The organism is Asanoa ishikariensis (assembly GCF_900107455.1).
GTDB classification, from domain to species: domain Bacteria; phylum Actinomycetota; class Actinomycetes; order Mycobacteriales; family Micromonosporaceae; genus Asanoa; species Asanoa ishikariensis.
The window spans coordinates 2,284,023-2,304,035 of sequence record NZ_FNQB01000001.1; the positions used below are offsets into that span (position 1 = coordinate 2,284,023).

Consider the following 20,013-nt stretch of genomic DNA (forward strand, 5'->3'; position numbering starts at 1 on the left):
TCACCGGTCGCCTGCCGGCCGCGGTTCGCGGTCGACGGGCGACCGGGGAGGCCCCGGCACCAATTCGCCGAGGAGTGCGTGATGGACCTACAACTGTCGGGCAAGGTCGCGGTCGTCACCGGCGCCAGCAGAGGAATCGGCCTGGCCGTAACCCGGGCACTGGCCGCGGAAGGCGTCCGCGTCACGGCCGGCGCCCGGCAACCGACCGATGAACTGACGCAACTGGCAAGCACGTACCAGGTCCACCCGGTGACCGTGGACCTTGGCACTCCCGACGGCCCGGCCCGGCTCGTCGACGAAGCGGTCGCCGCTTTCGGTGGCCTCGACATCGTGGTCAACAACGTCGGCGCCGCGCGACCACGCGTGGACGGATTCCTGTCGGTCACCGACGAGGACTGGCTCTCGACCCTGACGATCAACTTCCTCGCCGCGGTACGAACCACCAGGGCCGCGCTGCCCCACCTCTACGCCCGAGGTGGTGGCTCGATCGTGACGATCTCCTCGGTCAACGCGACACTGCCCGACCCGCTGGTCATCGATTACAGCGCCGCCAAGGGCGCACTGGCCAACTTTTGTAAGGCATTGTCCAAAGAGGCGGGACCACGCGGGGTAAGGGTCAACACAGTCAGCCCCGGACCGGTCGCGACCGCGCTCTGGCTCGGGGGTGACGGTGTCGCCGCCACCGTAGCCACCGCCACCGGCAGCACCCCGGAGGCGGTTGCCAAGGAGGCGGCCAGCGGCTCGGTAACCGGCCGCTTCACCCGACCCGACGAGGTGGCGGACCTGGTCCTCGTCCTGGCCAGCGAACGCGCGGGCAACACCGCCGGCGCCGACTTCGTCATCGACGGCGGCCTGATCACCACACGGTGAAACCGGCGACCAGCGCACCGGGATCGGACGATCCCTAGCCAGTAGGGGGCGCTGCCAACGGAACGGAGATGGAGACCCGGGTCACTGTCCCGGACGAGCCGCTCGATATCGACATGGTGTCGCATAGTCGTCGGGCAACCCACAGTCCCATCCCGCCAACGGACGTCGGCTCAGGGGGCGAGGTCCGGGTGAGGTGGGGGACAACATCGAACCCGGGACCATCGTCGCGTACCTCGCATTCAAGTGCCGCCGTCCGCCAGACATAGAGCCTGCCGACGCCGCCTCCGTGTCGGATCGCGTTGGTCATGATCTCGTTGACTGCCACGGTGAAGTCGTCGGCGCGGTGCGTGCTCAGGCCGGCGCGGCGAGCGAGTACGCCGATCTGGCGCCGGATATCGCGGATCCTGTCCGCGCCGAACCGTGCGGACAACAGCGGTTGCTCCTGGATACCCGGACCTGGCGAACGTTGACCGTTGCTCGACTTTTGGGGGGTCACGGATAGCTCGCCGCGGGCGATCTGGCCGAGCAGCGCCGAGTGCTCGGCTTCGGCCGGCTCTGGCGACCGGTCAACACCCAAGCCTGCGGATATCGGCGTTCGCTCGTCCAACATCGATCCTCCCGGCGGTTGTGACACCACCGGGGGCCAGGGCGGCGAGAGATCCATCTAGCCCGCTCAGTCACCGGCTAAATGCTGTTTGCAGAATAGCCGTGCGACAGAGTGGCCGCTTGACGGCGACCGCGATAGACCTCAACTCATAAGACAGGTTTGACACAGCATGGCGACGATGGTCGTCGCCGCGCGATCGTTGGCGCCGGTTTCGATCGTCGATGGGACGAGGAGCCAGTACGCGGTGCTCGGTCCGCGGCCGCACAGGTCGCAGGTAATCTTGATGGCCGGCCCGAGCTGTCGCGCACACGGACCGCAGAACAGGCCGCCAGGCAGCCAGGTCAGCCAGTGTTGCGCCGCGGGTGCCGACGGACGCAGGTGGATGCAGTGATCGACGCGTCCCCTCAGGGTAGTTTCACGCCATGCAGCCAGCAGTGCCACACGGGCATCGACCGGAGCGGGCGCGCTGTGGCCGACGCGTCGCTGCTCCGGTCCACCCGGGTCCAGGCGTTCTGGCGCCTTGCGGCTCATGCGGTCCTTACGCGGGCGACGAGTGCGGCCTTGCGAGGAAGCTACCGCTTCCGGGGCCACGCCGCCGATCAACGCCGCACGGCTGCCGCGAGACGGGGAACCGTACCAGCCGGCACGCCGCGCCGAGTACGGCTTGATCGTCACGGTGGTCACCGTAGCGGTACCGATTTCTATCTCTGGCTGCGCCAGTTCGGTTCAGCTGATCGGCAGCAGTCGACGACTGGTCAGCCGCCCGAGCTGTGGCTGGGCTCATTCCTGAGACCGACTTCGCGCGCGTCGTCGGTCGGGTGGCAGCAGGTCTGCCGGTCGGTGGCCAGCCCCGCGTCGGCGCACCGGAGCGTGCGACTCAGTTCGTGGGTGGATCGATCGCGTCTGACACCAGCGCCATCACCTCGTCCAGGTGAGCCGGGGTGGTCAGGTGGCCCGCGCCGGCGAACACACGAACGTCAAGGTTCATGGCCGCGCGCACCGCGGGCGCCAGCCGCTGGGGTGGCAGGAACCGGTCATGTTCGCCGACCCCGACCACGCACGGCCGCTCGGCGCGACGTGACAGCAGCCCGGCGGGCAGGGGCGGGGGAGCCAGAGTCGGGCGGCAAGAGGTCGCCATCAGCGTCATCCATTCCACTTCGGTCTCCGGCGGTTCGGTGCCGGGACCGACGAACAGCCGAAGCATGCGACGGCTGTGTTCGGCGGTGGGGCGCGACAACCAGGCGGCCGAAGCCAGCGCCATCTGCGGGTCGACCCGCAGCCGGATGAAGCCGGCCGGAGAGATCAACGCCCGCGCCGCGATGCGGGACGAGTCCGCGGACAAAGCCACAGCGGCACCCAGGGAGTTGCCCACCATCACGACCCGGTCGTCACACGTGGCGTCCAGAATCTCGTCTAGGACCCGGCCGTACCAGGCAAGCCGGGCCCGGCGCGGCCGATGAGCATCGCTGAGTCCGGGCTGACCGGGAAGATCGACCACGATGGTGGCCCAGCGAGCCGACAGCACCCGCAGCCACGGCAGAGCGACCGCAGCGTTGGAGCCTGTTCCTGGCACCATGACGACCTGCGGTCGCCCGCTGCCGGCAGACGTCAGGTGCACCAGGCCGGCGCTGGTGTCCACGATCGCCTTGGTCAACGGGAAGTCAGCTCGCGCCAGCACCTCCGAACACCATCGCCGCACTGCGTGCTGACCGCCTGCGTTTTTGTAGACCGTCGACATCACGCCGGTGCGTTCGGGCCGGTGCCGCCTCACCGCGACGTCTCTTCTTCGTACACGTCGGGTATGCCGTCGGCGTCTCGGTCGCGCTCCTCCTCGGCGCACAAGCGCCGGTAGTGGCGGTTGCGAGTGCGCAGCACGACGGCCGCCAGCGCGGCCGCCACCACCGAACCGAGCAGGATGCCAAGCTTGGCATGGTCGTCGCGCGTAGTCCCGACGCCGAACGCGAGCTCGCTGATCAGCAGCGAGACGGTGAAGCCGACGCCGCCCAACATGGCCAGGCCGAACACGTCCCACCACGAGAGCCCGTCGGCCAACTGGGCGCGGGTGAACCGCTGGACCAGCCAGGTGGACGCCGTGATGCCGATGGTCTTGCCGACGACCAGAGCGAGCACGATGCCGATGGTGACCGGATCGCGCAGGCTGGCCGCCAGCCCTCCACCCCCGGCGATGGAAACCCCAGCCGCGAAAAACGCGAACAACGGCACGGCTACTCCCGCCGACAGCGGCCGCCACCGATGTTCGAAGTGCTCCGCGAGGCCGGGACCGGCGCCGGGTGAGCGACGGACGACCGGCACCACGAACGCGAGCAGGACGCCGGCGACGGTGGCGTGGATCCCTGAGGCGTGGACCAGGATCCAGGTGGCGGCGGCGAGCGGGAGCAGCAGCCACCACGACCGGACCCGGCGCTGCACGAGCAGCGCGAAGGCGGTCAGCGGGACCAGCGCGAGCAGGAGCGGAGCCCAGGCGAAGGAGCTGGAGTAGAAGATCGCGATGATGGTGATCGCGATGAGGTCGTCGACGACGGCGAGGGTGAGCAGGAACGTGCGCAGTGCCGCGGGTAGATGGGTGCTGATCAGTCCGAGGACGGCGAGCGCGAAGGCGATGTCGGTGGCCGTCGGCACCGCCCATCCGATCGGGGCACCGTCGGTGCCGAGCTGGTTGACGACGAAGTAGATGACCGCGGGTATGGCGACGCCGCCGATGGCCGCCGCCACCGGTAGCGCGGCTCGGCGCGGATCCCGCAGGTCGCCGGCGACGAACTCGCGTTTGAGCTCGAGTCCCGCGACGAAGAAGAAGATGGCAAGCAGGCCGTCGGCGGCCCATGCGGCCAGCGACAGGTTCAGGTGCCACGCGGCCGGGCCGATCTCGGTCGCCGACAACGTGCGATATCCGCCGGACCAAGGGGAGTTGGCCCACACCAAGGCCACGACGGCGGCGGCCAACAGGAGCAGACCGCCAGCGGTCTCGGTGCGGAGGATGTTGCCGACCCGGGTCGTCTCGGCCCAACTGCCGCGCCTGAAAAGCCAGTTCTGAGTGGTTTTCGGCATAGGCGGAAGCCCTTCGTCGGTCGGCAATAACGTTGCCGACCAGGCTTCCCGGCGCTCCGTTTGTCAGTCTACGGCATCCGAGCAGGCAGGTCCGACCTAGCGATCGACGGGCGACGACGTCCTCGTTCGCGTCCCGAGATGTCGCATCCACCGCTGGCCGCGACCGAGCACGGCGGCAAGCCCCAGAAACGCCAGGTATGGCACGCCGTCGTTACGGCCGTCGACGGCCAGCAGAAATGTCGCGGCGCCGACGGCGGTCACCGCCAGCCACGCCCGCAGATCGGGCACCAGGGCCGACACGACGGCGACAGCGGCGGCTACGGCCAGCAGCCGCCCGACGGTGGTAGGCACGGCGACCGTGGCTGCGAAACCGACGGCGGCGACGGCGACACCTCCCGCGAACGCGGCTGAGATGATCGATATGTGCTCGTTCTCGTGGGCGGACATCGGACCCATTTCCAAGGGCGAGGAGGGCAGGGGCGCTCCCCTCCATGGCAGCGCATCAAGGCCCTACGCGCCACAGTCTTGACGCATCCCATACGAAGACACGTCGCGCCTCACCAGGTCGTCAGCAGCACCGAACTCGCTGTCACGCTGGCTCGCGGACCCCGGCAGTACCGTCGCCATCGTCCGGTAACGGCTCGATGGGCGCTGCTGGCAAGTCACGAGCAGAGTCCGGTAGGAGCTCTGCCGCGTCGTCGGGTGCGGGTTCGCGGGGGTCGATCGGTGGGTACCGGTCGGGGTCAAGGTTCGGAAGCGTCATCAGCCGAGTATCGGTCAGCCCTTGCCTGCGTTCGGGATTCACGCGCCGCTGCGGGCCAACCCTCGCAGGGGAATGCCGGATCCTCCTGCTGGATTCAGCGCAACGAGATGGGCGTTTTCGCGGGGGCGGACAGCGCGCAACCGTTTCGAAGGTGAGGTAGCCCTTGCGCCCGGCCTACTCAGCGGTCAAGGCGATCTCGAATAGGGCTCGCGTAAGTCGGGAGATCAACCATTTGCGGTGTGCGAGGGGGCCCGCGTGCCGGCGGTTTGGTGCGCGGACCCCTCCGTCCTGCTGTGAGCTGTTACTGGTTAAGGGGCAGCGCGAGGTCGGTGACGGTCCAGCCGTTGGAGAAGGATCCGAGGCGCCAGGCTGCTCCGTTCGTCAGAGAGATGGCGTACAGCGAGCTTCGACCTTGGGTGTTCAAGGCGGCGAAGCCGCGCAGGTCGACGGCCTTGCCGCCGTGCAGGGTCGAGTAGATGTCGAATCCGGCGTGGATGCCGGCGTTGACGCCGAGCTTGCCGACGAAGGCGAGTTGTCCCGAGTTCGCGGGAGACTGCAGGGCGACCTGGTCGAGGTTGGTGTCGATGTCGTACAGGACGGTGCCGGTGTCGGGGTTGAGGTCGTTGTTGGTGTAGGCGGCGCCGGTCAGGCCGGCGGCCGCGCCGGGGGTAGGCGGGTAGGTCAGGGTGGTGTCGTTGGTGGTCGTTCCGCCGACCACGTCGTGGCGCAGGTTCTGACCGGTGTTGCTGATCACGCGGAGCCGGTCGGCGGCCGGGTTGAAGTCGACGCCGAAGGACGTGCCGGACAGCCCGACCGTGAGCTGGCTGACTTTCGACGCCGTGGCGTTGCCGACGGACAGGAGGTAGACGCCTCCGGCGTTGCCGACGCCGTAGAGACGGCTGTTCTGGACCATTTCGCGGTCGTGTTGGCGGGTTGGCCCGCTGCGGGCGGATTCGATCGCGCTATAACCGCCGGTTTGAGTCGGGCCACATCGGGTCCACGGTTTGGTGGTGAGGTTCGCGCTGGGCTGGAAGGCGACTCAGCCCACTTGACGGGTCATGCTCTAGGGGCGACTTCCCGGGGTGCCGGCGGGGTGGTCGGACGCGTGGATGGCGTCGGCTTCGGCGTCCTGGTCGGCTCAGGCTCGGGTGTGGGCTCGGTCGACGGCGTCGGTCGCGGCGTGTCCGCCGGCTCGGGGCTGGCGGTCGGTGGAGCTGGCGTTTCCGCGCTGGGCGGCGCGGACGGCGTCTCCCCGGGGAACTTGGGCTCCCCGAACCGGTAGTCGTCGGGGTTGAGCTCCATCGCCTTGGCCGCATCCGTCATGAACTGCTGCCAGATCCGCCCCGGATGGCTCGCACCGAACACGTCGTAGCTGCCGTCTTTTGTGCGCAGCGGCTTGCCGTCCTTGGTGCCCAGCCACACGGCCGCGGCGATCGCGCCGGTGTAGCCGACCATCCATGCGTGCTGGTTCTGGGTGGTGCTCTTTCCCGCCTGCCAGGTGCCGGTCTTGCCCGCCGCGTCCCAGCCCGGGACCTTCGCGGCCTCGACCCGGCGCAGGGTCCAGTTGAGCTGGTTGGCCTGCTCCGCGTTCAGTCCCACGTCCGTCCGTGTGAGCTGCTCTTCGTAGATCTTGTCGTCCCCTTTGGACACCGACCGGACGAAGTGCGATTGTGCGCGCTCGCCGCCGGCCGCGAACGTCGCCATGCCGTTCGCGTGGTCCTGCACTGTGATGCCGTACTGGCCGATGCCGACTTCGGTGGAGAACCGGGACGCCGCGTCCGTTTCGCCCAGGGCGACCCGAACAGGTTCGGGCTTGCCCCGCTCGTTGGCCCACATCGACTCGACGCCGGCCTTGCGGGCCATGTCGATGACGGCGGGCACGCCGAGCTGCTCGGTGAGCGCGAAGTATGTGGTGTTCAGCGACGCGACGGTCGCCTCCCAGAGCGTGCACTCCGGTTGGCACGCCGCACTGCCGGAGTTGCGGATCGGCCCGGCCGCGGTGTCACGGGTGCGGCCGCTCTTCGGAAACTCCTTGGTCGCCGGGGAGTCGAACCGCTGCTTCGGCGAGATGTCCTGCCGCACCGCCTCCGCTAGGTCGTATACCTTGAAGGACGAGCCCGGCGGGTGCTGCCCGAACCCGGCGGCGTTTCCCTCGTCGTCGAAGTACCACCCCGCGTAGTCGGCCCCGAGGCCGTCGTCGCCGCCGTAGTACGCAAGCACCCGACCGCTGCCGGGTTCCACCGCCACCAGAGCGGACTGCCAGTTCTTGGGCTGTCCCCGGACCACCTCCGGTGCCTTCTCGCCGCGGATGTTCGCGGCGGCCTCGGCCGCGTCCTGCGCCCGCTTGTCGACCGTCGTCACGATCCGGAAGCCGCCGTTGCGGACGTAGTCGAACGGGCGATCCTTGAACGGCTCGGTGCCCCGCAACTCGCTCAGCACGTGGTTGACGACCAGCCCGGTGGGCCGGTCGAGGCCGGACTGACCGGCCCGGGGATCGTAGTCCCGGACCGTATCCGGGTAGGCGAGGTCAGCGCCTTCGGCCGCCGTCAGATAGCCGAGCGCGACCATCCCGTCGCGGATGTAGCGCCACCGATCGATCGAGTTCTGGCGCGCCTTGTCGTTGCGCTTCGGGTCGTAGCCGGGCTGTCCCTCGGGGTCATCCGGGTTCGCCTCCGGCTGCTTGACCATCGCTGCCAGCACCGCGGCCTCTGAGGGCATCAGCTGGCTCTCGCGTGAGGCGTCCTTGCGGGCCGTCTTGCCGAAGAACGCCTGCGCCGCCGCCTCGATGCCGTACGCGCCGCGGCCGAACGGCACGGTGTTGAGATAGAAGCCGAGGATCTCCTCTTTGCTGTGCTCGTCGTCCAGCTTCCAGGCCATGACGGCCTCGCGCAGCTTGCGGGAGTACGTGACCCCCTTCAGGTCAGCGGCGATCCTGGCGTACTGCTGGGTGATCGTCGAGGCGCCCTGCCGGTCACCGCCGGTGACGTTGTTCCACGCGGCGCGCATTACACCGCGGAAGTCGATGCCTTCGTTCGTCCAGAACGTCCGGTCCTCGGCCGCCACGATGGCTTGTTTGACGGCGTCGTTCATCTGCTCGTACGCCAGGATCGTGCGGTTCTCCGTGCCGAGCTTCGCCATCGGCGTCTTCCCGTCGGCGTAGTAGAGCGTCGTCGACTCGGGCAGCACCAACTCGTCGGGCGGCGGCACGGTGTCGACGTAGAGCGCGCCGATCGCCGCCCCGCCACCGCACATGACCAGCAGCACGGCCAGGCCGCCCACCCGCCACGTCCTGCGGCGCGAGCGCTTGCCGGCGGCTTTGGCAGGTTGGCCGGTGCTGGTGCCGGCCGGCGCCACCGCGTCGCTGGGAGTCTGGGGCATCGAAGAGCAATACCCGCTCGAGTCCTTCTCGAATCAGTTCGTAAACCAGGCTGACGCCGGACAGGTTCCGGGGGCGACCCGTGGAGACCCCACGGTGTGGTGGGCGCGGTCCTCGCCTGCCGGCATCGGGGCCGTCGCTAGATGGATCAGCAACCCGCGACCGTGGCCCCGCAGGCCCCACCAAAGGACTTGATCTCGCTCCTCAGCTGCGGCTTCGCGGTTCGTACAGCACAAGATCGTCGACCCGGATGTGGCGAGCCCGATCCCGAGGCGCCGGCCGCGCTGCGCGCATGACAGATGTGCTGGCGATGCGGCGTGTCCGTCGAAGCCGCTTGACGAGTCAGAACGCCGTGCCGCAAACTCCTAACTGTGTTAGGCGAAACGAAGCGCGATAGGAAAGCCGAACGTCGTTCGGAAACGCGGCGTGAGATCGTCGATGCCGCCTGGCGGCTCGCCCACGACAAGGGCCTCGCCCAGGTGACCTTGCGCGATGTGGCCGAGTCGGTGGGGATGCGGGCGCCGTCGCTCTACACCCATTTCAAGTCCAAGAACGACATCTACGACGCGATGTTCGGCGATGCCTGGAACCAGTACCAGGAGTACGAGGCGGCCGCCCGGGCGAGCGAGCCGAAGAACAGCCGGGCCGCGATGCGGCACTACGCCCGGGTCTACTTCGACTTCGCGGTCGCCTTTCCGGCACGCCATCAGCTGATGAGCCTGCGGACCGTTCCCGACTTCACACCGAGCGAGGCCGCGTACGCATCATCGGTTGCGGCGATGGAGCACTTCGCCGCCCGCATGCGCCAGCACGGCGTGGACGGCCAGGACGACCTCGACCTGTTCGTCGCGATCGTCGACGGTCTGGTCACCGCCCAGCTCGCCAACGATCCGGGCGGCGAACGGTGGTCCCGGCTCCTGGATCGCGCCATCGACATGTTCGCCGACAACCTCGGCATCACCAGCGAAGGGAGCCCACCATGACCACAACCCGGACCCCTGAGATCAGCCGGTACGCGCCGCGGACGGCGTCGCTCGACCGCGACCTGGCCACGCAGCTCGCGGTCACGGAATACCAACGCGGCGAGGAACTCCTGACCCAACTTTCTGCCGAGCACTGGTCCGCACCAACCGTCAACACCGGCTGGGACGTCCGGGCGACCGCAGGTCACATGATCGGCATGATGGAGATGATGGGCAGCCTTGCCCAGCTCATCTACCAGCAGATGGCCGCGCAGCGAGTGGCTCGAAGCGCCGGCGCGCCGGTGTCGATCGACGCGTTGACCGCGTTACAGGTGCGCCGCAACGCCGGGCTGACGGTCGACGAGCTCATCGGTAAGTACCGCACGCTGGTCCCGAAAGCGGTGCGCGGGCGCCAGCGGGTACCGGCCGTCATCCGGCGCCGGACGCTTCCCGAACGCCAACTCGTCGGCGGCCGGCTGGAGCGTTGGACGCTCGGCTATCTCATCGACGTCGTCCTGACCCGCGACCCGTTCATGCATCGCCTGGACATCCACGCCGCGACTGGTCTACCACCCCAGATCACCGGCGAACACGAAGGCCGCATCATCGACGGCGTCGTACAGGAGTGGGCCGAACGTCACGGCAGGCCATACACGCTGCACCTGACCGGGCCCGCGGGCGGTCACTGGTCCACCGGAACCGGCGATCCGATCCGCCTGGACGCCCTGGACTTCTGCCGCGTCACGTCCGGGCGACCCGCCGCCACGTCGAACGTCGAGCCCGCCGGACTCCTCACCACCGCGGTGCCGTTCTGACACCGCGCACTGCCCCGACAAGACCAGGCCTGCGCATCTCGGCAGAGTCGCTTGTCTAGCCAGTCCCTTCACGTGCCGGAGGCAGTTCGTTGATGTTCCGTAAGTGGGTTCACGAACACGACAGCACCGACCTCCGCCGCCCGGCACGCCTGCGCGATCTCTCGCGCCTTGCCCCGGCTCAGCAGCGTCCGCCGCGAGAACGGCACGGCCATCTTGTGCGCGCCGCCATGCGAGACACCCCGCCGCTGGACGTGCCGGCTCACGACCCGCCCGCCGTGGGCCTCCACATTGGCCGCCAACACGTCGAGCCTCGCGCCGTACGCCCTATCCTTGGCCGAGAACAGGCCTACGAGCGCCACGTCAGTGCTTGCCAGCACGGAGGTTGGTGGCTCGGTCGGATACTGCCGCACGAGGTCATGCTGTCAGACGCCACACCGGTATGGGCTCGTCGGCCTCGCTCCTGAGCTGCGGCTTGGCCGTGCGCACAGCACGCTGTCGTCGACCCGGATGTGGCGGGGTACGAACCGAGAGGCACTGCCGGCCCGAGCTGATACCCGCTGGCGAGTCGGTGCGCGGATTGCCGCTATCCAAGGGGCAGTCGACGGGCGGTGACCGAGGTCTGCCGGGAGGACTCGAGCTGTACGGCGGTCCTGATCAGGCTGGCCAGGGCTGGTGAGCGGCTGTGCGTGGGCCAGGCGATGTGGGTGACGACGGGCGGCGCGTCGGTCAGCGGGATGGCGGCGTGCTCGGGCCACATCCAGGCGTGCGCGGATTCCGGCACTACCGCGACGGTGCGGCCCAGGGCGACCAGTTGGGCCAACTGCGTCTGGTCGTGGATCTCGGGGCCCGGGCCGGGCGCGTACACGCCGTGTCTGGGCCAGCGTGCTCGTGGGAGATCGGGGAGGTCGGTGATGTCGGCCACGGACAAGGTCTTGCGCGCGGCGAGGGGGTGTCCGGCGGGCAGGACGGCGAGCTGACCCTCGGACATGAGCTCTTCGCTGTCGAACCCGGCGAGGGAGTTGTACGGCACGTGCATGAGTGCGACGTCGGCGCTGCCGTCGCGTAGCCGTGCTTCCTGGTCGGTCATACGGCACTGCAGGACCTCGACCTCGGCGGCGTCGGGCTGGGCCGCGTACGCGTCGAGGAGATTCTGGAGCAGTTCGTGAACCGCGGCGGTCTTCACCGCCAGCACCAGACGGTTGCGCGCACCACCCGGGTTGTCGGCTCCGCCGGCGCGGCGGGTGCGGCGGGCGGCGGCGGTGGCCGCGTCGAGTGTCGCGCGGCCCTCGGACAGCAGCACCCGCCCGGCAGCGGTCAGCGCGACGCCACGGCGGTTGCGTTCCAGCAGGCAGACGCCGAGGCGCCGTTCGAGCTGCTGGATCGCGCGCGACAGCGGCGGCTGGGCCATGCCGAGACGTTCGGCGGCCCGGCCGAAGTGCAGCTCCTCGGCGACAGCCACGAAGTACCTCAGCTCGCGGGTCTCCAAGGTATCCACCGCCGCAGCGTACGCCACTGATACCCACCGGGTATGACAGCGCACTGGATCGGTGTTGGCCCGCGCGCCCACCTGAGACCGAGCCTGTACGGCATGAACGAAGCGAAGATCGCGCTTGTCACTGGCGCGAACCAGGGAATCGGATATGCGATCGCCACCGGGCTCGGAGCCCTCGGACACCGCGTGGCCGTCGGGGCGCGGGATGCGGGTCGGCGCGAGACCGCCGTCGAGAAGCTGCGCGCCGCCGGGGTCGACGCGTTCGGCGTGCCGCTGGACGTCACCGGCGACCAGAGCGTCGCCGGCGCCGCGGAAATGATCGAGCGGGAGGCCGGTCGGCTGGACGTGCTGGTCAACAACGCGGGCATCTCCGGACAGCTCGGTGCGGACTGGGCGCAGGACCCGACCACGCTCGACCTCGACCTGGTCCGGACGGTTGCGGAGACCAACGTCATCGGCGTGATCCGGGTGACGAACGCGATGCTCCCGCTGCTCCGGCGCTCGTCCTCGCCGCGCATCGTCAACATCTCCAGCAGCGTCGGCTCCGTGACCCGGCAGGCTGACCCTGACATCGAGATCGGTCCGGTCATGGCGGCCTACGCGCCGTCGAAGTCGTTTCTCAACGCCGTGACCGTCCAGTACGCCCGGCGGTTCGCCGATACGAACATCCTGATCAACGCCACCTGCCCGGGCCTGGTCGCGACCGCTTTCAACGGCTTCCACGGCCCCCGCACCCCCGAGCAGGGCGCGGCTACGGCGATCCGGCTCGCCACGCTGCCCAACGACGGCCCATCCGGCGCGTTCTTCGACGACGAAGGCGTCGTCCCCTGGTAAGGGATGATCCCTGGTCGGAGATCGAATCGCGTCCAGCTTAACGTCGCGCCCCGTCCCCGGTCACTCGGGCGAAAGACCGTGTGCCGGCTGCGGAGTCGTCCGTAGGGTCGGAGCCTGTCATCGATGCGACCGAGGAGGACGCCCTGCTGGTCGACAAGACCCAACGGCCCGGGAATCACGAGACGACACGTGCCCGGGTACGCGGCCTGTCCCGCAACCCTGCTCTTCCGGACACCCTGGTGCCCCGGATCCTGGAACACCCCGCCGCCGATCTCGTCGACGTCATCCATCGACGCGAGTGGTCCGACGAACTGTTCGACGCCGTTGCCGCCCACAGCGACGTCCGCGTCCGCGAGATGCTCGCCCAAGCTGGTGGGGTCAGCGTGGAGCAGCGGACCAGAATGGTCGACGATGCGTCGTTCGGTGTGGCGATGGCTCTCCTCGAGGGGCCGTTCACCACGCGACCACAGCCGCTGCCGGTGTGGGCCTACCGGAAGTTGGCTGAACGTCCTGATGTGAAACGGATGCTGCGGCTCCTGCACCCGAACGAGTTGTCGCGCGCCGCCGTGGCGGCACTCGCGGACGTCGAGGACGAGGAGATCGCGTCCTGGGCTCGGCTCACGTCGGGCGGCCAGCCGGAACCGATGACCGTGGAGCGGCTTCGGACGATCGCCGCCGGCGACTCGGTCTGGGAGAAGGCGAACATCGCACTCGAGCCGGCCCTGCCCGAAGACGTCGTCGCCAGCTTGTCCGCGCATCCCGAACCCAGAGTCCGCACGTACGTCTCGATGCGCCCTGAACTCACCGAACAGCAACGCACCGCGATCGGTTCCGAGGTGTCCGAGAACGACCGTCTTCCCCGGCTCGCCTGGGTCCTCGAAGCCGAAGGCGAGCAGTTGCAAGCCTGTGTGTCCTCGGCGCACCCGGGGTTGCGCCGAAGCGCCGCCTGCAACAAGAGGCTGTCCGCGGAACAGATCGCGACGCTCGCCGCAGACGACGACTTCCCGGTCCGGTTGCTCCTCTGCGAGAACCAGGATGCCGTGTCGACAGACCTCGTCGTGCGCACCTATCTGGAGGCGCGGGTCATCACCCGCGGCCAACTGCTGTCGCATGCGGCGATCGTCGGCGCGGACCTGACGCGGTACGCCGATTCGCCGCACTGGGGTGCGCGTGCCCTGGTCGTCCTCGATCGCCGCGCGCCGGCCGAGCTGATCGAACGCCTGAGCCGGGACGAGCACCCTGGTGTAAGGAACTGGGTCGCCGGCGACAAGCGGCTGTCCCAGGACCGGCTGCTCGAGTTGTTCGAGGCTCCGGAGACCACCGAGGCCGCCGCCGCCAACCCGAACCTGCCCGTCGAGCTCATGGCGGCGATCCTCGAGGCGCCGATCGACGCAGACGGCCCGCCGGAGGACAAGGTCCTGGTGCTGGGACACACCATGCCGACACACGAGCCGATCCCCGAACTCTGACCGCACTGCGATGGACCTCGCGGGCCGCGAGGTCCATCGTTGCGGTGTCGGTCAACCCAGGCGAATGCGGAACCTGGTGGTGTCGTTGCCGGGGTCGAGGTCGCTGATCGACTTGTTGTTGTCCACGCCTATCACGACCAACCAGGCCCCGACTTCGCCGCCTGTGGTGTTCGCGTCGAAGCTGACCTTGATTGTCTTCTTGGCCGACTGGCCGGGTGCCAGCGGTGCTTGGTACGTCCCGTAACTGCCCCAGGCCCAGAAAGGTATCTGGCCGGCGCACTTGAACGTGCAGTCGCCGAAGCCGACCTGGAACCGCCCGGAGGAGTTTGGCCCGTTGTTCTTGACGGTGACTGTCATGGTTCCGGAGCGCTTGCCGTCGGTCGCCGGTCCGAGCGTCACGTCGGACACGCTCACCTTGAGGTCGGTCACGCTGTCCGGATCGCCGAACACGGTTGGCCCACCGAGTTGCGTGAACTTCGTGCCATTCCAGCGATACGCGCGCTGCTGGTGCTGCTCCCGACTGACCGGCGTATCGCAGCACGCGATCATGTCCGAGACATCGGCGGTGATGCCGCCCTGGGCGCGTACCCGGATGTCACGAATGTTGAGTTTGTAGCCTTCGCCGACAACCTGGCCGATGGGACGGATCTTTCCGGCGGCATCGCGGTCGAAGGCGACGACCTGGCTCGTCGGCACCTCCCCGATCTGGCAGAGGAGCAGCGCCGCGGTTTCCCGGCCTGGGTCGTCGTCGAGGTTGGTGTGAACGACCTTCGCTATCCACGCCTTCCCCTGCGAATGCGGATTCGCGGTCGCCAGCCGCACGTGCGTGGCCGGGCACAGCTCGTTGCTGAACGCCGGAATGTCGACCGCGGTGGAGCCCAGTTGCTTCAGCGTGATCACTCCGTCCGGCGTCACGGGCGACGACGGCCGGCTCGGAGTCGGCGTGGCCGTCGGTGTGGGCGACTCGACCGGCCCTGGCGTGAGCGAGTCGGCGGGTGCGGGCGGCGGGTTGTTGCCGTGTGGGTCGGCGGCGAAGGCCGCGATGGGCACGGCGATCACCAACGCGCCGAGGACGCTGAGCGTGGCCAGACGTACGGTGCGGCGGTGCTTGATGGTGGCTCGGGCCGCTGCCGCGCCCGGCGTCAGGCTCGGGTTGTCCGCCTCGGCAGCGCGGAAGTCGCCGAGGGCGTCGTTGATCAGATCGTCGAACTCAGACATTGCTCCTGCCTTCCTTGCGCTCCGCCAACTGCTTGCCCAGTGCCGCACGACCCCGGCTCAGCCAGCTTTTGACCGTTCCCTCCGCGACGTCCTCCTGCGCGGCGATCTCGGCTACCGACAGGTCGCCGATGTAGTGCAGCACCACGGCCTTGCGCAGTTGCGCCGGGATCTTCGCGAGCGCCGCGACCAGAACGATGCGGTCGGGCGACGGCCCCTCGGCGTGCTGCTCCCGCTGCCCGCGCAGAAAGTTCAGCGCGGTTTTGCGGCGGCGAAACCGGCTCGAGGCCAGGTTCCACGCGACCCGCCTGACCCAGGCATAGGGATCCTGATACGTACTGATGGTCTTCCACCTGCTGTATGCCCGGCACAACGCCTCCTGCACGACGTCCTGTGCTTCGGCGCGGTCTCCGAGGTAAGCGAAGAGCTGCGATCGCAATACCGGAAACGTCGCCGTGTAGAACTCGTCGAAGTCGCGCTGGACGTCGGCGATTGGAATTGCATCGCTGCGTGTCATCGTTCCGGTCACACTGTCCTTCCTCCCCTGTCGTCACCCGTCGTCGAGCGAGCACCTCACACACGCGTGATCGCGACGATGGGTTGCGAAGATTTCTTAGGCATCCGTTCCGCGTGACCTAAGCGGTGCGAACCGCGCAGAGTGCGGCCACCTCGTCCGGGTTGGTCTCGAAGTGGTCGTAGCCGGGCGGGACGCCGGCGCCCGCGTAAGACAGGTCGCCGGCTCGGGCGGTGCCCGCGGGTCGGCGGGGCGCCGCGTGCAGGTCGCCGACGCCGGTCGCGGCGACGACGAGCGCGGCGTTGGCGGCCCGCACTCCGCCGCACGCCATCACGGTGACCCTTGTCCGGGTGGCCAGTTCCCTGATGAGTGGCGCACCGTCGAGGGCGGACCGGCGCCGGCCCGAGGTCAGCACCCGCGTGGAACCCAGGTCCGCCAACCGGTCCAGGGCCTGACGGGAGTCCGCGCTGACGTCGATGGCGCGGTGGAACGTCGTCTCCAGCCCCTCGGCGGCGTCGACGAACCTGGCACAGGCGGCCGCGACCGTGCCGTCGCCGGCCAGCGCGCCGACGACCACGCCCGCCGCGCCGCACCGACGCGCGACGGCGATGTCCCGGACGACGAGGTCCACCTCGTCGCGCGAGTAGTGGAAGTCGCCGGGTCGCGGCCGCACCAGGACGTGCACCTCGGCCAGTTCGGCGGCGGCCTCGATGAGCGCGGCGCTCGGGGTGAGGCCGCCGTCGGACAGGCCGGCGCACAGCTCGACGCGCGCGGCGCCGGCCCTGGCGGCGACCCGTACGCCGGCGACCGACTCGACACTGATCTCGATGCGCATGAGGTCGTGCCCTTCGGGTCCGGGAGGTGGATTAGTACCGCTGCGCGTACCAGGTCGGTGGCTCGCCGAACATGCTCTTGAAGTCCCGGATGAAGTGGCCCTGGTCGGCGTAGCCGAGGTCCGCCGCCAGCGCGGCCCAGTCGATCGCCCCGCCGGCGGCCATGCGTGCGGTCACCTCGTGCAGACGGTAGCGGCGGATCACCCACTTGGGCCCGATGCCGACGTACTCCGCGAACAGCCGTTGCAGCCCCCGCATGCTCAGCCCCAGCTCGTCGGCGAGGTGTTCGACCCTGGTCACGGCCTTGTCCTTGGCGATCAGCTCGACCGCGGCCACCGCCTGGCGTACCCGGGGATCGTCGTCGTTCGGCAGGTGTCTCAGGAGGAAGGCATCCACGGTCGGCGCGTCCAGCGTCGTGGGCAGGTCCGGGCCGAACACCTCGGTCGCCGGGACGACGCGGTCGGTGATCGTCGAGACGGAGGCACCGAGGAACGGGCGGAAGCAGCCCGGCCGGAACGCGACGCCGAAGACGTGATCGCGGCCCTCGAGGACCTTGGTCTGGTAGCCGCTGGACACCCCGTTGACGTCCGCGCGGCCGCGGCCGAACGACAGGTGCACGTTCGGGTACGGCACGATCTTCTGCCGGTAGGGCTCGGCGTAGTCCCAGCGAGCCTCCCAGTACCGCTCCACCCACGGCGCGAGCGCCGGCGACGGGAGGTGGAACGCGTGCCGCTGAAACCTGGTCCACGCACTCCGCAGCTCACGAACGTCCCGCCCCACACGGCAAAGTTTATGTCGCCTTTGTTCAATACCCCTCCGGCCCGCCCCGCCTAGCGTTGCCGCTATGTCACACCTTTCCCACGCGGCGCAGGCCATGGCCGCGATCGCCCGCACCATCACCGACGACCAGCTCGCCAACAAGACACCGTGCCTGGAGTACGACGTGCGGGCGCTGGTCAACCACCTACTGTTCTGGGGGCCGTCGCTCGCCGGCGCCGGCCGCAAGGAGTCCGTTCCGCAGCCGGCGGCCGCCGAGTCCGATGTGGACCTGGCGGCCGGCGACTGGCGCGGCGGCCTGCTCGCCCTGCTGGACGACATGACGTCGTCGTGGGCGCCGCCGAGCGCCTGGGAGGGCGAGACGAGCATGGGCACGCCGCAAACGCTGCCCGCGCCCGTCATGGGCGAGATGATCGTCGGCGAGCTGGCCGTGCACGGCTGGGACCTGGCGGTCGCGACCGGGCAGCGGCTGGAACTACCCGCCGACCTGCTGGCACATCTGCACGACACGATTTCCGCCGGCGTGGAGCAGGGACGGGAGATGGGAATGTACGGACCGGAGGTCGCGGTGCCGGCCGACGCGCCCACCCTGGACCGCATCCTCGGCCTGACCGGCCGTGATCCCGCCTGGGTCTAGAGGTTGGCGCTCTAGGACGTCGGATGCTGCGGACGAAGTGCGGTCAGCAGGCTGTCGAGTTGACCCCAGGCCCGCGCGCTGGCGATGTGGTCGATGTAGTCCCGAGACTCGATGATGAGCCCGTCGCGGATGCGCATCACGAAGACGCACCGCACCGTGAACGCCTCGCCGGTCTCCTCGACGCGCCCCTGATAGGCGAACTCGGCGACAATCACCTCCGGGTCGGCGGTCTCATGAACCGTGATGTCGACCGGCTTACGGTTCAGCGTCCGTTCGACCAGAGGCGGCGCGGTGAAGTGCTCGTGTAGCTCACCGCGGCTGCGCAGCGGCGGCGGGCCGAGTGGGTGGAATGGATGCGTGACATTGGTCTGTTCGGCATACAGGTCGGCCAAGTCCTCGTACGGACCGTCGCAGACGCCGTTCACCAGTCGAAGGAAGGTTTCGCGTGGGCTTCTCATGCCGACTCCATCGACGGACCATACCGATGCGACAAGGGCTAGCCGCGCCGCGGGCCTTCCTCCGCTGCTTTGTCGAGCTGCCGGGTGACGTGGCAGGCGATCTCGCGTAGCACGGTGACCTGCTGCTCGGTGAGCCCGTCGATGATGTAGCCGCGCACCGCCGCCACGTGGCCCGGCGCCGCGGCGACCACGACGTCCCACCCGGCGTCGGTCAGCACCGCCCTGGTGTAGCGAGAGCTCTCGGGGTCCGGCTCACGGCGCAGCAGGTCCCGTTGTTCCAGGCGTTTGACGACGTTCGACAGCCGGGACAGCGAGCTGCCGATGTGGCTGGCCAGGTCGCTGAGCCGCGACGTGCGGCCCGGTGTCATGGACAGGTTGCTGAGCACGAAGTAGTCGAACAGGGTCAGCTTGCTGTCGCGCAGGAGCTGTGCGTCGAGGGCGCCGGGCAGGTTGAAGACGAGCTTGGCCAGGGCTATCCAAGCGTCGCGCTCGTTGTCGTTCAGCCACCGCGGTTCGTCCTGCACGCCCATCAGCCTACGACCTGGCTTCAGCCGTGAAGTGAGTCACGTCATATTCTGTTCAAGCTTGAAGTTTGTACGAGTAGCGTCGGCTTCAAGCTTGAACTCGAACGCTAGGAGATGGCCGTGACCCTGTTCCGCCTGGACGCCAGTATCCGTACCCACGGCTCCGCGAGCCGTGAGATCGCAGACATCGTCGAAGAGGAATGGCTCACCGCCCACCCGGGCGACTCGATCGAGCGCCGCCACATCGGCGTCGAAACCCTGCCCGCGACGGCCTGGGCGGCGGCCGTCACCGCCGGCATGACCCCGCCGAAGGAGCACACCGCCGAGCATCGGGAGGCCGTCGCCCTCGCCGCGACGCTGGTGGACGAGCTGCAGGCCGCGGACGCGATTCTGTTCGCCGTGCCGCTCTACAACTACGGCGTCTCTCAACACTTCAAGACGTACATCGACCTCGTGTGCACCGACCCGCGAGCGAACGGCGTGCCGTTCCTGGCCGGCAAGCCCGTCGTGCTGGCGACGGTCCGCGGCGGCGCCTACGGCGGCGGTACTCCGAGGGAGGGCTGGGACCACTCCACGTCGTACCTGCGTCGTATCCTCGCCGACTGCTGGGGTGCCGACCTGTCCATCGTCGAACGGGAGTTCACCCTCGTCGGCGTCAACCCCGCTCTGGACCCGTTCACCGAACAGGCCGCCCAGATGCACACCGGCGCACTGCAGGCGGCCCGCGAGGCCGGCCGCGTACTCGGCGCGCTGCCCGTGCCTGCTTGAGCACCGGCCCGAGATTGTCCTACCCCTGTGCTC

Annotated in this window: 22 protein-coding genes; 7 read left to right on the forward strand and 15 right to left on the reverse strand. The window is 69.0% G+C overall.

All coding sequences use genetic code 11. The features are described from left to right. The first annotated feature begins 81 nt into the window (after positions 1-81). A complete protein-coding gene (locus tag BLV39_RS10800; RefSeq protein WP_090789801.1) occupies positions 82-870 on the forward strand; it encodes an oxidoreductase in 789 nt (262 codons plus the stop codon). 34 nt (positions 871-904) lie between these two features. On the opposite strand, the gene BLV39_RS10805 is transcribed toward BLV39_RS10800, so the two are convergent. The 7 genes from BLV39_RS10805 to BLV39_RS10830 form a co-directional block, all read right to left on the reverse strand. Continuing rightward, on the reverse strand, positions 905-1,480 hold the full coding sequence (locus BLV39_RS10805) for an ATP-binding protein (protein WP_176984840.1): 576 nt from the start codon (positions 1,478-1,480) through the stop codon (positions 905-907). 138 nt (positions 1,481-1,618) lie between these two features. Then, positions 1,619-2,152 (reverse strand): hypothetical protein, encoded by a 534-nt coding sequence (locus tag BLV39_RS42290; protein ID WP_143049721.1) that lies wholly within the window; start codon positions 2,150-2,152, stop codon positions 1,619-1,621. A 202-nt stretch (positions 2,153-2,354) separates the two neighbouring features. Then, on the reverse strand, positions 2,355-3,155 hold the full coding sequence (locus BLV39_RS10810) for an alpha/beta fold hydrolase (protein ID WP_176984841.1): 801 nt from the start codon (positions 3,153-3,155) through the stop codon (positions 2,355-2,357). Between the two features lie 89 nt (positions 3,156-3,244). Beyond that, positions 3,245-4,543 (reverse strand): Na+/H+ antiporter NhaA, encoded by a 1,299-nt coding sequence (gene nhaA, locus BLV39_RS10815; protein ID WP_090789807.1) that lies wholly within the window; start codon positions 4,541-4,543, stop codon positions 3,245-3,247. Between the two features lie 96 nt (positions 4,544-4,639). Then, on the reverse strand, positions 4,640-4,990 hold the full coding sequence (locus BLV39_RS42945; protein ID WP_176984842.1) for a hypothetical protein: 351 nt from the start codon (positions 4,988-4,990) through the stop codon (positions 4,640-4,642). Positions 4,991-5,607: 617 nt separating this feature from the next. Next, entirely contained in the window at positions 5,608-6,219 is a 612-nt protein-coding gene (locus BLV39_RS10825; RefSeq protein WP_090789811.1) for a DUF4394 domain-containing protein, read from the reverse strand. 143 nt (positions 6,220-6,362) lie between these two features. Further along, on the reverse strand, positions 6,363-8,684 hold the full coding sequence (locus BLV39_RS10830; RefSeq protein WP_090789813.1) for a transglycosylase domain-containing protein: 2,322 nt from the start codon (positions 8,682-8,684) through the stop codon (positions 6,363-6,365). A 369-nt stretch (positions 8,685-9,053) separates the two neighbouring features. Here BLV39_RS10830 and BLV39_RS10835 point away from each other — a divergent pair, with 369 nt between their 5' ends. Further along, entirely contained in the window at positions 9,054-9,665 is a 612-nt protein-coding gene (locus BLV39_RS10835; RefSeq protein ID WP_090789815.1) for a TetR/AcrR family transcriptional regulator, read from the forward strand. Then, entirely contained in the window at positions 9,662-10,459 is a 798-nt protein-coding gene (locus BLV39_RS10840; RefSeq protein ID WP_090789816.1) for a maleylpyruvate isomerase family mycothiol-dependent enzyme, read from the forward strand. The genes BLV39_RS10835 and BLV39_RS10840 overlap by 4 nt, the downstream gene beginning before the upstream one ends. Positions 10,460-10,527: 68 nt before the next feature. Here the strand turns inward: BLV39_RS10840 and BLV39_RS10845 are convergent, their stop codons facing one another. Together BLV39_RS10845 and BLV39_RS10850 are read right to left on the reverse strand one after the other, a co-directional pair. After that, entirely contained in the window at positions 10,528-10,869 is a 342-nt protein-coding gene (locus tag BLV39_RS10845) for a hypothetical protein (RefSeq protein ID WP_204082928.1), read from the reverse strand. A 173-nt stretch (positions 10,870-11,042) separates the two neighbouring features. Next, positions 11,043-11,954, reverse strand: a complete 912-nt coding sequence (locus tag BLV39_RS10850) for a LysR family transcriptional regulator (protein ID WP_090791377.1) — start codon at positions 11,952-11,954, stop codon at positions 11,043-11,045. A gap of 93 nt (positions 11,955-12,047) precedes the next feature. Between BLV39_RS10850 and BLV39_RS10855 the strand changes: the two genes are divergently transcribed. Beyond that, positions 12,048-12,785 carry an SDR family oxidoreductase gene (locus tag BLV39_RS10855; protein ID WP_176984843.1) on the forward strand — a complete coding sequence of 246 codons (738 nt, stop codon included), beginning with the start codon at positions 12,048-12,050 and terminating at the stop codon, positions 12,783-12,785. 80 nt (positions 12,786-12,865) lie between these two features. Continuing rightward, on the forward strand, positions 12,866-14,254 hold the full coding sequence (locus tag BLV39_RS10860; RefSeq protein WP_090789818.1) for a hypothetical protein: 1,389 nt from the start codon (positions 12,866-12,868) through the stop codon (positions 14,252-14,254). Positions 14,255-14,305: 51 nt separating this feature from the next. Here the strand turns inward: BLV39_RS10860 and BLV39_RS10865 are convergent, their stop codons facing one another. The 4 genes from BLV39_RS10865 to BLV39_RS10880 form a co-directional block, all read right to left on the reverse strand. Continuing rightward, positions 14,306-15,520 carry a hypothetical protein gene (locus BLV39_RS10865; RefSeq protein ID WP_143049723.1) on the reverse strand — a complete coding sequence of 405 codons (1,215 nt, stop codon included), beginning with the start codon at positions 15,518-15,520 and terminating at the stop codon, positions 14,306-14,308. Next, the gene (locus BLV39_RS10870; protein ID WP_090789821.1) at positions 15,465-15,986 is read right to left on the reverse strand and encodes a SigE family RNA polymerase sigma factor; all 522 of its coding nucleotides are present in this window, start codon (positions 15,984-15,986) and stop codon (positions 15,465-15,467) included. Before BLV39_RS10870 ends, BLV39_RS10865 begins: the two co-directional genes overlap by 56 nt. A gap of 118 nt (positions 15,987-16,104) precedes the next feature. After that, positions 16,105-16,818: a copper homeostasis protein CutC gene (locus BLV39_RS10875; protein WP_090789823.1), complete on the reverse strand. Its 714-nt coding sequence runs from the start codon at positions 16,816-16,818 to the stop codon at positions 16,105-16,107. A gap of 31 nt (positions 16,819-16,849) precedes the next feature. Beyond that, positions 16,850-17,596 (reverse strand): helix-turn-helix domain-containing protein, encoded by a 747-nt coding sequence (locus BLV39_RS10880; RefSeq protein ID WP_204082927.1) that lies wholly within the window; start codon positions 17,594-17,596, stop codon positions 16,850-16,852. A gap of 64 nt (positions 17,597-17,660) precedes the next feature. Here BLV39_RS10880 and BLV39_RS10885 point away from each other — a divergent pair, with 64 nt between their 5' ends. Further along, complete coding sequence (locus tag BLV39_RS10885; RefSeq protein WP_090789825.1) at positions 17,661-18,230, forward strand: TIGR03086 family metal-binding protein; 570 nt, start codon at positions 17,661-17,663, stop codon at positions 18,228-18,230. Positions 18,231-18,241: 11 nt separating this feature from the next. Here the strand turns inward: BLV39_RS10885 and BLV39_RS10890 are convergent, their stop codons facing one another. Beyond that, entirely contained in the window at positions 18,242-18,688 is a 447-nt protein-coding gene (locus BLV39_RS10890) for a nuclear transport factor 2 family protein (protein ID WP_090789828.1), read from the reverse strand. Between the two features lie 38 nt (positions 18,689-18,726). Next, positions 18,727-19,218, reverse strand: coding sequence for a MarR family winged helix-turn-helix transcriptional regulator (locus tag BLV39_RS10895; protein ID WP_176984844.1), 492 nt, complete (start codon positions 19,216-19,218; stop codon positions 18,727-18,729). 114 nt (positions 19,219-19,332) lie between these two features. Between BLV39_RS10895 and BLV39_RS10900 the strand changes: the two genes are divergently transcribed. After that, positions 19,333-19,980, forward strand: a complete 648-nt coding sequence (locus BLV39_RS10900) for an FMN-dependent NADH-azoreductase (RefSeq protein WP_090791387.1) — start codon at positions 19,333-19,335, stop codon at positions 19,978-19,980. Positions 19,981-20,013 lie beyond the last annotated feature (33 nt).